At 34.1% G+C, this 15,817-nt stretch carries 10 protein-coding genes and 1 pseudogene; 4 read left to right on the top strand and 7 right to left on the bottom strand.

Annotated elements, in window-relative coordinates; all coding sequences use genetic code 11:
• A pseudogene (locus MN581_RS09360) lies at nt 1–863 on the top strand (hypothetical protein); the annotation flags it as partial.
• 162 nt (nt 864–1,025) lie between these two features.
• Here MN581_RS09360 and MN581_RS09365 read toward each other — a convergent pair.
• Nucleotides 1,026–1,412 carry an HsmA family protein gene (locus MN581_RS09365; protein WP_241699657.1) on the bottom strand — a complete coding sequence of 129 codons (387 nt, stop codon included), beginning with the start codon at nt 1,410–1,412 and terminating at the stop codon, nt 1,026–1,028.
• A gap of 387 nt (nt 1,413–1,799) precedes the next feature.
• Nucleotides 1,800–2,027 carry a hypothetical protein gene (locus tag MN581_RS09370; RefSeq protein WP_117973850.1) on the bottom strand — a complete coding sequence of 76 codons (228 nt, stop codon included), beginning with the start codon at nt 2,025–2,027 and terminating at the stop codon, nt 1,800–1,802.
• 219 nt (nt 2,028–2,246) lie between these two features.
• On the opposite strand from MN581_RS09370, the gene MN581_RS09375 reads away from it, so the two are divergent.
• The 3 genes from MN581_RS09375 to MN581_RS09385 all read left to right on the top strand — a co-directional run bounded on the left by MN581_RS09375 (nt 2,247) and on the right by MN581_RS09385 (nt 5,916).
• On the top strand, nt 2,247–2,456 hold the full coding sequence (locus tag MN581_RS09375) for a CsbD family protein (protein WP_241699658.1): 210 nt from the start codon (nt 2,247–2,249) through the stop codon (nt 2,454–2,456).
• Nucleotides 2,457–2,624: 168 nt separating this feature from the next.
• Nucleotides 2,625–3,104 (top strand): RpiB/LacA/LacB family sugar-phosphate isomerase, encoded by a 480-nt coding sequence (locus MN581_RS09380; protein ID WP_241699659.1) that lies wholly within the window; start codon nt 2,625–2,627, stop codon nt 3,102–3,104.
• 472 nt (nt 3,105–3,576) lie between these two features.
• Nucleotides 3,577–5,916: an ABC transporter ATP-binding protein/permease gene (locus MN581_RS09385; protein WP_241699660.1), complete on the top strand. Its 2,340-nt coding sequence runs from the start codon at nt 3,577–3,579 to the stop codon at nt 5,914–5,916.
• A gap of 303 nt (nt 5,917–6,219) precedes the next feature.
• On the opposite strand, the gene pepV is transcribed toward MN581_RS09385, so the two are convergent.
• The 5 genes from pepV to MN581_RS09410 form a co-directional block, all read right to left on the bottom strand.
• Nucleotides 6,220–7,626, bottom strand: a complete 1,407-nt coding sequence (gene pepV, locus MN581_RS09390) for a dipeptidase PepV (protein WP_241699661.1) — start codon at nt 7,624–7,626, stop codon at nt 6,220–6,222.
• A gap of 87 nt (nt 7,627–7,713) precedes the next feature.
• Complete coding sequence (locus MN581_RS09395) at nt 7,714–8,436, bottom strand: pseudouridine synthase (RefSeq protein WP_117973842.1); 723 nt, start codon at nt 8,434–8,436, stop codon at nt 7,714–7,716.
• Nucleotides 8,437–8,488: 52 nt separating this feature from the next.
• Nucleotides 8,489–10,135, bottom strand: coding sequence for a polysaccharide biosynthesis protein (locus MN581_RS09400; protein WP_241699662.1), 1,647 nt, complete (start codon nt 10,133–10,135; stop codon nt 8,489–8,491).
• A gap of 96 nt (nt 10,136–10,231) precedes the next feature.
• A complete protein-coding gene (gene leuS, locus MN581_RS09405; RefSeq protein WP_117973839.1) occupies nt 10,232–12,646 on the bottom strand; it encodes a leucine--tRNA ligase in 2,415 nt (804 codons plus the stop codon).
• Nucleotides 12,647–12,949: 303 nt separating this feature from the next.
• A complete protein-coding gene (locus MN581_RS09410; RefSeq protein ID WP_241699663.1) occupies nt 12,950–15,715 on the bottom strand; it encodes a LysM peptidoglycan-binding domain-containing protein in 2,766 nt (921 codons plus the stop codon).
• Nucleotides 15,716–15,817: the final 102 nt, after the last annotated feature.

The following is a 15,817-nucleotide window of genomic DNA, read 5'->3' on the forward strand; positions in this document are numbered from 1 at the left end:
GGCTAGTATTTGAACCAGATGCTCCGATGGCTCCTGACAATGGGCTAGTATTTGAACCAGATGCTCCAATGGCTCCTGACAATGGGCTAGTATTTGAGCCAGATGCTCCAATGGCTCCTGACAATGGTCTGGTATTTGAGCCAGATGCTCCAATGGCTCCTGACAATGGGCTAGTATTTGAGCCAGATGCTCCAATGGCTCCTGATAATGGGCTGGTATTTGAGCCAGATGCTCCAATGGCTCCTGACAATGGTCTAGTATTTGAACCAGATGCTCCAATGGCTCCTGATAATGGGCTGGTATTTGAGCCAGATGCTCCAATGGCTCCTGACAATGGGCTAGTATTTGAACCAGATGCTCCAATGGCTCCTGACAATGGGCTAGTATTTGAGCCAGATGCTCCAATGGCTCCTGATAATGGGCTGGTATTTGAGCCAGATGCTCCAATGGCTCCTGACAATGGTCTAGTATTTGAACCAGATGCTCCAATGGCTCCTGATAATGGGCTGGTATTTGAGCCAGATGCTCCAATGGCTCCTGACAATGGTCTAGTATTTGAACCAGATGCTCCAATGGCTCCTGACAATGGGCTAATGGAAGACCCAACTGCTCCTGGTATTGATTTAATTGTAAAACCAAGCACACCAGAAAATGAATTGGTATCATCTATTGTCAACAAACCTATAGTTTCTGAAGCAATCCAAACAATTGTGGTTCCAACAGCTACGACTACTTCATCGAAAGCTTCTGAATTACCACAAACGAGTGAAACAACGTCAAAAATGACTACACCTTTAATCGGCTTAGGTCTTTTAGGTTCGTCTGCTATTATTATTAGACATCGTTCAATTAATGTAAGATAGATACATACATTAAAAGAGGCTGAGCCAAAAACCTTACCAAAAAGCAATCCCATGAAGTCAGTTTATTAAAAACTGACTTCATGGGATTACTTCTTTTGTTAGTTTAGTCATTTTCATTTAAAAAATTACTTTTGAGTCAGACTCTTTTTTAATAACTTTTATTTATATAATCCCCATACCTACAAACATACCTAAAATAAATGAGATAACCCATAGACTCCAAACACCTAAACTAAACTTATGAAACTGTTTCTTTGCTTTTTCAGAACCTTTTTTATACACAGCAATTGCCCAAATTAAATGAAAGCCCATCAAAACAAGTGCCGCACCACCAGTAATTTGGTGTAAACCAAAAGTTGATCCTGCATTTTCAGAAGCAATTTGGTTCATCAAAGCTGTTCCTGTCGAGTCAAATATAAGCCCTCCAACAAAAAATAAAATATGTTTTAATTGGATAGTCCCCGTTCTTCTTTCACCAAATACTCCTATACTGTAAGATATTAAAGCAATAATCATAGCTATACTAGCTAAAATCAACTCTTTACTCATTATATTTCCCCTCTCGTAAATTGTTTGACCGGTGACACTTTGTCATTATAAAACTATGATAAGTGACAAAGTGTCACTAGTCAAACAAAAATATAAAATTAGGTGGTTTTCACATTTAATTTTAACTTTTTATTTCAATTATTTCTCTAATTGTTTATAGTAATCCGTTAATATTTCCTTATATGCTTTTAATACTTTTTGTATACTGTTTCCTGTTTCCATTCTCTTTATTTATTTTTTCTATTTTGAGATACTTTAGAAACTATTCATCAGATATTCTACTTGTTTGTTTTCTTGATTTACTGATAAATCCAAAATGTCAATGTATTTTCATCTTAGAGAATTTAATGTCTCTGGATTCTCAGAGAAAGTTTCTCCTGATAGACTTTAAAAGATTTCCATAACCAAGGACAATCTATCAATTAATAAATACATTTTAAGTATCTCTTCAATTAAGGCTAACAAAAACACTGGATACTTTTTTACCATTAGTCGTAAATTGTTTTCTGTCGTCTCTATATCTGATAAACCAACACCAACTATCATATCATTATTTTTATTATTGTTGACTAACACTGTTCTTCCACAAATTCGTCTACCTTTTTCCCTATACATGTACTGCTAACAAAACCAATCCTCATCATAAACAACAGCTCTATTTTAGTAATTCTTTTTTAATACTATTTAATTATGACAGCCACGTACTATGAAATATCTGTTTTTTTTAACATCTTTTAATATAATAAAAAATTCAAATGAAAGCCTTTCATTTGAATTTTTTAAGTGTTTTGATATATACTTAAGATACATCAATAGAAATAGGAGGAATTTAATATGACTGATACAGGTAAAGTTGACAAAGCGGTAGGTAAAGTTGAAGAAACTACAGGTGACATTACAAATAATGACAAGTTAAAAAATAAAGGTCTTTTAAAACAAGCTGAAGGCAAAGTAAAAGAAGTATCCTCTGAAATTAAAGAAAAAACAGAAGAAATAGTTGATGATGTTAAAGACAAATTTAAAGAACATGACGATAAAAAATAATTAATATAAAAGGGAAATCTTAGTGATAAGATTTCCCTTTTATATTTTTACACAAATCATTAATTATCAAATAACATCATTTTACATTTATAGTGTTTTTTTATACAATAATAATATACATATTCAATCTATTTATATGTTTTAAAAATAAAAAAAGGAGCGAATATAATGAAAATTATTATGGGAGCAGATCCTTCTGGTTTAGCGTTAAAAAATGAAGTAAAAAAACATTTATTGAACAAAGGACTTGAAATAACTGATATTACTGAGGATGATGATCAAGCATACTACTCTGTTGGTTTCGAAGTTGGAAAAGCGATAGCTAATAAAAAATACGATCGAGGTTTCATTTTTTGTGGTACTGGTATGGGCGTAAATATTGTAGCAAATAAGTTTAATGGTGTTTATTCTGCTTTATGCGAAAGTATTAAAACAGCAACCTTGTCTAGAAAAATAAATAATGCTAACGTGTTAGCAATGGGTGGCTTGATTATCACACCTTATTTAGCAAAAGAAATGGCAGATGCTTTCTTAGAAACAGACTTTTCTTATGGTTTTTCTGAAGGATCTCCTGAATATTTACAATCTTCATACAAAACTATACAAAATCTTGAACCAACTATTTTAAAAGAAAATAATTCTCTTTAACGTGTCAAATAAGATTACTTTTAAACTTATCCTAATAACTTTGTTTATTTGGATAAGTTTTATTATTTTCTGTAAAGTAATTTTCATTGGCGAACAAAAAAAGATTGGTGTTTATTTTAAGTTATCCACAAATATTTTATTCACAAAAAAACATTTATTTTTCAACGCTTATAAAAGTTATGCACAGTGTCCACAGACTTATCCACAATTTTTGTGTTAAATTTACACACGAACACTTAATTTCACTTAATTTACCTAAAATTGAAATTCTAATCCATCAACCTATATAAAGATAAAATGTGTCTATTAAAAAGTTATCCATACTTATCCACGGGAAATATGGACAAGTTATGTTTAAATTAGTAAGAGCAACATATCAATAGCATATCCAAAAAAATTTGTTATAATAAAAGCTAGTTTATTAACAAATATTTCGTTAATAATATATTAATAAAAGAAAAGAGGGAATCACATGCTTGCATTAAGAAATATCAAAAAATATTACACTATTGGTGGTACGACAACAAAAGCACTCGATGGTGTCTCTGTATCGTTTAGGCGACAAGAATTTGTTGCAATATTAGGAGCAAGTGGTTCTGGTAAAACGACTTTACTCAATGTCATTGGTGGGCTAGATAATTACGATTCAGGTGATATGATTATCGATGGAAAATCCACAAAAGATTTTAAAGATAGTGATTGGGATGCTTATCGAAATAATTCAATAGGCTTTGTCTTCCAAAGTTATAATTTAATCAGTCATTTAGGAATTATCGAAAATGTCGAATTGGGGATGACTCTTAGTGGTGTATCAAAAGAAGAAAAAAGAAAACATGCAACAGCTGCCTTAGAAAGAGTGGGGCTTTCTGGTCATATGCATAAAAAACCCAATCAATTATCAGGTGGACAAATGCAACGTGTCGCGATTGCTCGAGCGCTTGCAAACAATCCAGATATTTTACTATGTGATGAGCCAACAGGAGCGTTAGATACAGAAACTAGTTTACAAATCATGAAGCTTATCAAGGAACTTTCTAAAGAAATATTAGTCATCATGGTCACACATAATCCTGAACTTGCTTATGACTATGCTGATCGTATTATCGAGTTTTCTGATGGAAAAATAAAAAATGATTCAAATCCCTATACTGAAGAAATATATGATACTAAATTTAAACTAAAACGAACTAAAATGAATTTTTTCACTGCGTTAAAATTATCCTTTAATAACTTACGTACAAAAAAGGGGAGAACATTACTAACTGCTTTTGCTTCAAGTATTGGAATCATTAGTATTGGAATTGTTTTGTCCCTATCTAATGGATTTCAAAAGCAAATTGATAAAACGCAAACAGAAACACTGGCCAAATTTCCTATTACCATTTCACAAATTACAACCGATCAAACTATCAATCAAAAAAATGCTTTAGGTAGTGATAAAGGCTCTTATTCTAATAAAAAAGAGATTACTCCTAAACAAAGTGAACAAGATAAAGCGCAACATATTAACCATATAGATCAAAAGTATATTGATTATATTAAAAAGATTAATCCATCACTAACAAATAATATAGGTTATTCTAGAACCGTTGCCATGAATATTTTAGGTGACGTTAATGGAGACATTAAACCTATCAGCTTTTCTAACGCCACACCAAACAGTGGTGGTTCTATGGAATCTGCTATGTCCTCAATGACAGGTATAGGAATTTCATCTTTTCCAACCAAACTTAACAATGACTCTAAAGACTTTTTAAAAGAAAATTATAATGTTATTGCAGGAGAATATCCAACCTCTGCAACAGATATTGTATTAATTGTTGATAGACAAAATGCAACCAATATCAATGCTTTGAAAAATATTGGATTAAATGTTAAAGAAAATGAACCACTCCCATTTGGTGACATTGTTGGAAAAGAATTTAAATTAATTTCTAACAATACATATTATCAAAAAATTCCGACTGGTAATTTTATTCCAAATACTGATTATCAAAAAATGTACGACAATACTAGTAACACTACTATTCACGTAAGCGGAATTTTACGTGTTAAATCTTCCTCTAGTATGAATTTACTCTCACCAGGATTTGCCTATAGTAATGAACTAACAGCTAAAATTGTAGATGAAAATGAGCAATCAGACATTGTCAAAGCACAACGAGATAGTAACAAAAACGTGATGAATAATGAATCTCTTGATGCTCAAGCTAAAGATAATCTACTTGCTTATCTTGGTGGTACTAATATTCCATCTAGTATTTTAATTTATCCAAATAACTTTAGTGACAAAGAACAAATTTTAGCGTATCTAGATAAATACAATAAAGGTAAAGATAAAGAAGACCGGATTTTATACACTGATTTAGCTGGAACTATGACACAACTAACTGGTGGTTTGATGGATGCGATCACTTACGTTTTAATTGCCTTTGCGGGAATTTCCCTTGTTACTAGTATGATTATGATTGGTATCATCACTTATACATCTGTTCTTGAGAGAACAAAAGAAATTGGTGTCTTAAAGGCTTTAGGGGCTAGAAAAAAAGATATCACGCGTGTATTTGATGCTGAAACCTGTATTTTAGGTATCGCCTCTGGTTCACTAGGTGTTCTCATTGCTTACGCTTCTACGTTCCCTATCAATAATTTATTATATAAATTAACTGACTTAAAAAATGTGGCACAATTAAATCCAAAACATGCGTTGATTTTAGTCATTATTTCAACCATTTTAACCATGCTTGGTGGGCATATCCCAGCAAAAATCGCAGCGAAAAAAGATGCTGCTATTGCCTTAAGAGCAGATTAATGAATCAATACTAAAAGAGTCCTTTCATTAAGGGACTCTTTTTTATGTTATAGTTTCTCTAAAAAAGTTATTTATAAAAAAGAAAAAATAATTATTACTATATTCTTGATATTCTACATAAACAAGCTAACTTTTGGACGCTAAATAGTATGGCAGATATTAATAAGGCTATTAATCTTGGATCCGATTCTTATTTTACAAACTATACAGCAAAATCTATTGAACTCGAAAAAAAAAGCACATGCTTCTTTCATTAAAATAAAATCCCATCAGTTCAATCATGAACTGATGGGATTTTATTTATTATTTAATTAAACGATAAATCGCATCAGCGTAAATCACTGTTGCATTAATTAAATCATCAACTGAAATAAATTCATTTTTTTGGTGCATTGTATCGATACTATCTGGGAACATGGCGCCATAAGCAACGCCACGTTCTAATAAACGACCAAATGTTCCACCACCGATAACTTGTTCATGACCTTTAAGACCAGTATGGTCTTCGTAAACATCTAATAAAGTTTTCACCAATGGATCTTCTGGTGATACATAGTGAGGACCTTTTCCACCAGGTTTTTGAATCACTTTAGCTGATGTATTGGCTGTTTTTTCAGAAATGCGATCAAAAATCATCTCTTCAGTTAACCCTTTAGGATAACGGAAGTTCAATGTGATTATGTTGTCATCTCTTGAAGAATCAAATTTGAACACACCAGCATTCATTGTTAAATCTCCCATAACATCATCAACATGATTCACACCAAAGTTTTTACCTTCAGTATCAGTATGGACATAATCTGCAATCGTTGTTAGGTAATCTTTTGCTGAACCTGAAAAATCATAGAAGCTTAAGAAGTTTGCTAAATAAGTTCCGGCATTAATTCCTTTACTTGGCATAGCGCCATGAGCGGCTTTACCATGAACAGTCAATGTTGCAGTAGATCCTACCACTTCAATATCACCTGTTACAGGTACTGTTGTTAAATATTCTTCAAATTCTTTTTCAAATGCATTAATATCACCTGAAATGTCAACAACAGCAGTTGCTATTTCTGGTACCATGTTATCACGCATACCTGAATCAAATTTAACTAATGTTAAGTTCCCTTCATTTTTACCAGGATACTCAATTAAAATGGTTGTATTTCCTTTTTCACCATTGATGATAGGAAATTCTGCATCTGGTGAGAAACCAAAATCTGGTGTCTCTTCCACTTCTAAGTAGTGGTCCATACATTTCCATTCACTTTCCTCATCTGTTCCAATAATGACACGTGTTTTTTTGGAAACTGGTAATCCTAACTCTTTGATAATTTTTAAGGCATAGTAAGCAGCCATTGTAGGCCCTTTATCATCACTAGCACCACGCGCATAAATACGTCCATCTTTTTCTACTGGTTCAAAGGGATCTGTATCCCAACCTGGTCCAACTGGTACCACATCAACGTGACCAAATACCCCTAATGTTTCATCGCCTTCACCAAATTCAATGTGACCTGCAATGTTATCAACATTTTTAGTCAAGAAACCATCACGTTCTCCTAATTCTAAAAATTTTAATAACGCTGCTTTTGGTCCAGGACCAACTGGTGCATCTTCTGTCGCTAAATCATCTTCTCTAACACTAGGAATACTTAGTAGCGTAAATAAATCTTTCATTAAGTCTTCGCGACGAGCTTCGACTTCTTTTCTCCAATCGATTGTCATACAAAAATACCTCCTGTTGATTTTATCTTACTTTATCATATCATTTTTTTAATGTTTTAGATAATATAATTTAGGATTTAAGCGAGTTTATTCGTTATTTTTTAACAATTTCAGCTCATTTTCAGTTAATGGACGATACTTTCCTCTAAGTAACTCTGTATCTAATATCAGATTAGCCATTTCAAGCCTTTCAAGCTCTATTACTTTTTTTCCAACAGCACCTACCATACGTTTGACTTGATGATATTTTCCTTCCATAATTTCTAATTGAATGATACTTTGTTCTTTTTTCTCATCAACAGATAAAATGGTTAACTTAGCTGGCAAACACTCATCCCCATCTAATCGAATTACTCCCTTAGAAAAAACATCGATATCTTCATCTGTCATTTTTCCTTGAACTAATGCTTGATACAATTTAGGCACTTTCTTTTTAGGAGACAATAATTCATGTGCTAATGCCCCATCATTCGTCAATAATAACAGCCCCGTTGTATCTTTATCTAGTCGTCCCACTGGAAATAATCCCTTTTTATAATCATCTACTTTGACTAAATCAATCACTGTTCGAGAGGATGCGTCCTCTGTCGCAGAAATAACTCCTTTTGGTTTATTCAACATGTAATAAACATATTTTTCGTATAAAACGGGTTGGCCATCGACGCAGACCTCATCCTCATTTTCATTAACTGAAAATTTAGCATCTCTTACCATCGTTTGATTGACCGTCACTCGCTTTTTCTTCAGTAACTCTTTTACTTCTTTGCGACTACCAAATCCTGTATGACTTAAAAACTTATCTAAACGCATCTATTTCTTCTCCTAATGCAAGAAAGAACACCTAAATAGATGTTCTTCCTGTTTATTTTATTCTAAATTTCCGACGATATTTTCGTGCTTTAGGGCCAAGTAATTGATCTGCTAATCTTACGCGTAGTACTAACCAGCCATAACTGATAATACCAAACACCACACATATCATAATAATAATAAAGGCTTGAAATTTTCTATCAGGATTTAATATCGTGTATAGGCCACTTCTGACAAGCCAAGTAATAAATGACATGATTGCACCTAAGATCATGATTAGTAAGATTCTTTTGGCTGTAATTGATAAATCAAACTTGGTAATTCGGTAAATCGAACGCGTCATAAACATTGCAGCTACACCTAAACCAATAGCTGTCGCAATGAGTGGTCCATATGTTTCAAACATACGAATCATTGGGTATTGTAGAACTAATTTTATTACTAGTCCCATACCTAATAACAAGATAGCTTCTCGGTTTTGATACAATCCTTGTAATGTTGTTGAAATCAGAATAAAGTATCCCATTACAAGACCAACTAAACTAGCTTCAATCAGCACACTCACGCCCAGTGTTTCTGGTATATAAAATAAAGCGTACATTGGTCTTGCTAAAACAATCATTCCTAATGTCGCTGGTACCATGATGAAAAGTAGCAGCTGAATGTTATCACTAATTAACTTAGCTAATTCAGTTTTTTCATTTTTGGTATAAGCTGCTGTCACAAGGGGCAAACTTGTCATAGCCATACCTGTAGCCAAAGACACCGTAATCATAACCAATTTATCAGGGTTTGCACTAAAAATACTAAACAAAGCTTGCAATTGTTTCGGTGAATAATTTGTAAAACTTGCCATCATTCTTTCAAATGTGTATTGGTCAACCAACTTAAACAAGGTAATGGCAGAACCCACGATAATAAACGGAATTGCTTGTTTAATCATCTCTTTAATCAAAAGATTTTCAGATATTTCTACCTCATTATTACTATTGTCAACCAAGTAATTCATACGTGATTTTTGTTTACTATAAAACCAAATTAATGCAGCAAATGCACCAAGCATTCCAATAAACGCAGCAAAGGTTGATTGGATAACAGCATCAACATAATCACCTGTCGTCACTTTCATAATAATAAACGTCATCAGAAGCATATAAAATACTCGGGCAATCTGTTCAATAATTTGTGATACCGCAGAAGGCATCATATTTTGATTCCCTTGAAAATACCCACGAATGACACTCATCATTGGAAAAATCAAGATAGCTGAACTTAAAGCTCGCATCACTGGAATTAAATCAGCGTTTCCATCCGCCAAAATTGGTGCAAACAAATACATAACTCCCGAACAGGCAACGCCAAACACACCCATTATTACCATCGTCCGTCTAAATAACCGTCGGCTAATACCATACTCATTTAACGAATTATAGTGTGAAATTTGTTTTGCAATCGCACCTGGAATACCAGCTGTTGCGATCATTAAAAACAAGGCGTAAATGTTATACCCTTTATTAAATAAGGCGTTTGCTATATTAGCATCCGTGCCCATCCATGCATACCATGGGATGACATACGCTGCACCTAGTAATCTAGAAAAAACATTTCCTATTGTCATCCATAAAGAGCCACGAACCATTTTTTCCTTTGCATTCAACTCTTTTTCAGTCTCCTCAAAAGAAGTGTTTTGATTTGGCATGATTCTAACCAACTTTCTTCATTATACTGCTCTAATTGTATCGACAATTGTACGTTTATGCAAACACTTTTAATGGATTTAAACGTATTCTTAACTTTAATTAGCCACAATATTAACTAATTTATTTGGTACAACAATCACTTTACGAATCGTTTTTCCATCAAGTTGACCTTTCACCGCATTATTTTCCATAGCGATCGTTTCTAACTCCTCTTTGGATAGATCACGAGCAACTACTTCTTTCCCACGAACTTTTCCATTCACTTGGAAAATTACTTCAATTGTGTCTTCAACTAAGGCTGATTCATCATAAGTTGGCCAAGCGACATAACTGATAGATCCTTCATTTCCCATTCTTTCCCATAATTCTTCTGAGAGGAATGGGGCAACAGGCGCTAATAATTGTAAGAAACCATTCATATACTCAACAGGTAGTGCTTCTGCTTTATAAGCTTCATTTACAAATGTCATTAATTGAGAAATCGCTGTATTAAAATGTAGGTTCGTATAATCTTCTGTCACTTTTTTCACTGTTTGATGATACACTTTTGTCAATGCTTCGTCATTATGTTTCGTGATACGATCGCGTAAGACAAAGTTTTCGTCGATAAACAAACGCCATACACGGTCTAAGAATTTACGGCTTCCTTCTAACCCTTTTTCGCTCCATGCAATTGAGCCATCAAGTGGTCCCATAAACATTTCGTATAAACGCAAGGTATCTGCACCATATTGCTCTACGATATCATCAGGGTTAACCACATTTCCTTTTGATTTCGACATTTTTTCATTGTTTTCACCTAAAATCATGCCTTGATTATATAATGTTTGGAATGGTTCTTTTGTTTCCACTACTCCAATATCATATAAGAATTTATGCCAGAAACGAGCATATAGTAAATGAAGTACTGCATGTTCTGCTCCACCTAAATAAACGTCAACAGGCATCCATTCTTTTAGTTTTTCTGGATCTGCTAGTTGTTCGTCATTATGTGGGTCAATAAAACGCAAGTAGTACCATGAGCTACCTGCCCATTGTGGCATAGTATTCGTTTCACGGCGACCTTTCATGCCAGTTTTTTCATCTACAACATTAATCCACTCCGTCATATTAGCTAATGGCGATTCACCTGTTCCACTAGGTTTAATATCATTTGATTTCGGCAATACTAATGGCAACTCCTCTTCAGGAACAGCTGTCATCGTACCATCTTCCCAATGAATAATTGGAATAGGTTCACCCCAATAACGTTGGCGAGAGAATAACCAGTCACGCAAACGATAACTTGTTTTTTGTTCACCGATGCCTTCTTTTTCCAACCACTTAATCATTGTTTCAATACCATCTTCTTTATTCATACCATCTAAGAAGTCTGAATTAATATGGTCGCCATCTCCTGTGTAGGCTTCACTTGACACATCTCCACCAGCTACAACAGGAACAATGTCTAAATCAAATGTTTTCGCAAATTCATAATCACGTTCGTCATGAGCTGGAACGGCCATGATCGCCCCTGTTCCATAAGTTGATAGCACATAATCTGCAATCCAAATAGGGATTTCTTTACCATTCACTGGGTTTACTGCATAAGCCCCAGTAAAGACACCTGTTTTTTCTTTTGATAACTCAGTACGATCTAAATCTGTTTTCTTTTCAGTTTCTTTGATATAAGCATCCACTGCATCTTTTTGTTCTGGTGTCACAATTTCTTGAACCAGTGGAAGCTCAGGTGCCATAACAGCATAAGTTGCACCAAATAATGTATCAGGACGCGTTGTAAATACTGTGAATTGTTTGTCTGTTCCTTTAATGTCAAAATTAACATTCGCTCCTTCAGAACGACCAATCCAATGACGTTGCATCTCTTTAATACTCTCTGGCCAATCAATCAACTCTAAATCATCAATTAAACGATCCGCATAAGCCGTAATACGTAACATCCATTGTTTCATTGGAACACGATATACAGGATGATCGCCACGCTCTGATTTTCCATCAATGACTTCTTCATTAGCCAATACGGTTCCTAAAGCTGGACACCAGTTAACCGGTACTTCCGCTTCATAGGCTAGCCCTTTTTCAAACATTTTAGTAAAAATCCATTGCGTCCATTTGTAGTATGAAGGGTCTGTGGTATTAATTTCACGATTCCAATCAAAACTAAAGCCTAATGCATCAAATTGACGTTTAAAGGTTTGAATATTTTTTTCAGTAAATTCAGCTGGGTCATTTCCTGTGTCCAAAGCATATTGTTCAGCAGGTAACCCAAACGCATCCCACCCCATTGGATGTAGCACGTTAAATCCTTGCGCTCGTTTCATGCGAGATAATACATCTGTTGAGGTATACCCTTTTGGATGCCCTACATGTAACCCCTGTCCTGAAGGGTAAGGAAACATATCTAGTGCATAAAAATTTGGTTTATCTGTTTCTTCACCTGTTTTAAATATCTGATTTTTTTTCCAATAGTTACGCCATTTCTCTTCGATTTGTAGATGATTATATGCCATGAATTTTCCTCCTAAAATTTTATGTAAAAAAACGTCCTATAAAAACACTCTCGTGTTTTTATAGGACGTTGACTGACGTGGTACCACCTAAATTTGTGCCTAGCTATACTAGAACACCTCTAATCCATGTTAACGAAAATAGATTTTCCGACAAGTAACTCTTTCTTAAGACAAGTTCAAATAGTCCATTTGCATGTTTCCACCAACCACATACTCTCTTAAAAACTTTCTATTTTACTACTTCTTACCTACTTGTTTTTATATTATTACGTTAATCATATCAAATGAATGTTACTTTGACAACTAGCTTACTCGTAAGATTTGATTTGCGTAAATAATGTTCGTTGATAAGTTATTCCAATCTTTAATTTGAGACACGCTCACATTATATTTTTGTGATAACAGCCATAGTGATTCACCTGGCATCACAGTATGTCGTATGTTTTTTGATGTTACAACACTTGTCATTCTTGGTAACGTTAAAACTTGACCAACATAAATGAAATCACTCGTTAAATTATTTGCCTGCTTCAACGCTTGAACAGTTGTTTTATTGTTTAAAGCTATTCGGTAAAGTGTGTCGCCACTTTTGACTTGATAATTTGATACATTATTATTTGTTGATGTTGTTATAGATGTTGATGCATTTTTTTTAGTTCCTTGACCAATTTTTAGAGTTTGACCAATGTAGATTAAATCACTCGTCAAATTATTCCATTTTTTAATATCATTGATTGATACATTGTATCTCAAACCAATCCCATACAATGTATCTCCACTTTTAACTGTGTGGGTTGCTTGAGTAACAGATTGCTGTGTCGTATTTGTTGACGAATTTGATGACGTCACAGTCTGAGTCTGTTTCGTTATTTTTAAAGATTGACCAACATAAATTGTATCACTCGTTAAATTATTTAGTGATTTAATTTCTTGTACACTTAGCCCATATTTTAATCCAAGACCATACAATGTATCCCCACTCTTAACCGTATACTTAGATGACGAATTGCCACTACCACCGTTAGAAGTATTTGGTTTAGACTGGTTATTAGAACCCGTACTTGGTTTATTGGAACTATTTGAGATGTTTGATTGACTTCCACTAACTGTCAATTGTTGCCCAATATGAATCATATCACTTGTTAACCCATTTAATCTTTTAAGCTCTTGAACTGTCATACCATGATTTAGCGCGATTCTATAAAGTGTATCCCCGCTCTTAACCGTATACTTAGATGACGAATTACTACTACCACTATTAGAAGTATTTGGTTTAGATTGATTATTAGAACCCGTACTTGGTTTATTAGAATTACTTGATGTATTTGATTGACTTCCACTAACTGTCAATTGTTGGCCAACACGAATCATATCACTTGTTAACCCATTTAATCTTTTAAGCTCTTGAACTGTCATACCATGATTTAACGCGATTCTATAAAGTGTATCCCCACTTTTGACCGTATAGGTTCCTGAATTACCCGTTGAAGAACCTGATCCATTATTTCCAGGTGAAGAACCAGGTGCTGTCACAGTTGGCGTTGTCACAGGACCACTATAATTTGCGTCATCATACTGCGTTAAATTATATGTCACAATTAAATTATTTAATTTAGTATTATACATAGGATCAGTTGCATATTTACCGGTTAACCATTTCGTCGCATCTACATAAGAACGCGTATTCGATTTCCAAGCTCCAGCGTAAAAATATACTCCTGGAGAGAACGATGTTGTTTTTAATACTCTTGCATTATCTTCTAGAGATTCGCGATAAGAGGGATATTTTCTAAACGCATCATTAATAGTGACATACTGTCCACCATAAAATTCTTGAGTTGCCATTGTAACAGATTGACCATTGTAAGTGCCTTTAATTCCAAATAAGTTATGATTTGGTGGCAATGATAGTGTACTTGATCCATAACCACTTTCTAAAATAGCCTGAGCAATCATTACAGAGGCATATAAATCGTTTGCGGCTGCGACGCTTTGAGCGTGAGATGCGATACTATCAATAAAGGCTGCTTGCGGTGTTGCTGCCCTTAAAGTCGCCACTTTTGGAGTTGGCATAACAAAGTTTGCGGCTTTCACTACTTCTTTTGGCTCGTCTTTTGCTTCGTATTTTACTTCATCTTTTACTTCATCTTTTACTTCATCTTTTGCTTCATCTTCTACTTCATCTTTTGCTTCATCTTTTGCTTCATCTTTTGCTTCATCTTCTACTTCATCTTTTGCTTCATCTTTTGCTTCATCTTTTGCTTCATCTTTTGCTTCATCTTTTGCTTCATCTTTTGCTTCCTCTTTTACTTCGCCTTTTTTTATGACTTGAGTTGATTCTTTTGTATCGGACGAATCTGTTTGAGCAGAATCAGTACCCTGTGCATGTTCAATTGACTGATTAGTCTCAAGCTGATTTTGTGAGTCTTTGCTTAAAGAGCTATCTTCCAATTTATCTGATAAATTATCACTTACATCAGTCACACTTTCGACTGGTACTTCCTCTTTTTTGGAATTAGCGATGACTTTAATAGACTTTGTCATTACGCTTTTCCCAATAGACATGGCCACTGTCTGATCTGATAAATCAGCTTTTTTAAAATCTACAGAGATAGAGATGATGGCCTTAGTAAACTGTTTTTCTGTAAAAATTAAATGTAATTGATTCATATCATGATTTACTTCATAATGACCAATAATTCTTCCGGTTTCATCTTTAATAGCTACATCAGCATTCGTCATATTTATAATAGTATTAGCTGACACTTGAACAAAAGTGTCCAGTTGTTCTGGCTGATGAGATTCTAAAGTGAGTGTTAAATCAAGTGGCGAGGCATTTTCTGTCCACTCATTGTTTCCATTTAGAGATGATACTGTCCATGACGATGCCTCATCTAGTTCATTCTTACTAGACAACTCATCTTGCGTGGTGGATGTATCATGATTTACATTTTCTGAAGCAAGAGCCGTGATACCTGGCAAAATGGTTGTAGAGGTTAACAAGACTGTTCCAAATAGCGATGCGTGACGAATCATTGGCTGGTTTACAAGTAATTTATTTTTTTTCATTCTAGATTTTTTCTCCTATTTTTTATTTAATTGTTCTAAAAACACTAATTTATTATTTTATACAGGAAAAGCACATTAAACGTGTATTAATTATTTGTTAAT

The organism is Vagococcus sp. CY53-2, assembly GCF_022604695.1.
GTDB lineage: Bacteria > Bacillota > Bacilli > Lactobacillales > Vagococcaceae > Vagococcus.

Coding starts and splice junctions, on each gene's coding strand:
- MN581_RS09365 (WP_241699657.1), bottom strand. CDS start 1,412: ATGAGTAAAGAGTTGATTTTAGCTAGTATAGCTATGATTATTGCTTTA.
- MN581_RS09395 (WP_117973842.1), bottom strand. CDS start 8,436: ATGCGTTTAGATAAGTTTTTAAGTCATACAGGATTTGGTAGTCGCAAA.
- MN581_RS09380 (WP_241699659.1), top strand. CDS start 2,625: ATGAAAATTATTATGGGAGCAGATCCTTCTGGTTTAGCGTTAAAAAAT.
- leuS (WP_117973839.1), bottom strand. CDS start 12,646: ATGGCATATAATCATCTACAAATCGAAGAGAAATGGCGTAACTATTGG.
- MN581_RS09400 (WP_241699662.1), bottom strand. CDS start 10,135: ATGCCAAATCAAAACACTTCTTTTGAGGAGACTGAAAAAGAGTTGAAT.
- MN581_RS09370 (WP_117973850.1), bottom strand. CDS start 2,027: ATGTATAGGGAAAAAGGTAGACGAATTTGTGGAAGAACAGTGTTAGTC.
- MN581_RS09410 (WP_241699663.1), bottom strand. CDS start 15,715: ATGAAAAAAAATAAATTACTTGTAAACCAGCCAATGATTCGTCACGCA.
- pepV (WP_241699661.1), bottom strand. CDS start 7,626: ATGACAATCGATTGGAGAAAAGAAGTCGAAGCTCGTCGCGAAGACTTA.
- MN581_RS09385 (WP_241699660.1), top strand. CDS start 3,577: ATGCTTGCATTAAGAAATATCAAAAAATATTACACTATTGGTGGTACG.
- MN581_RS09375 (WP_241699658.1), top strand. CDS start 2,247: ATGACTGATACAGGTAAAGTTGACAAAGCGGTAGGTAAAGTTGAAGAA.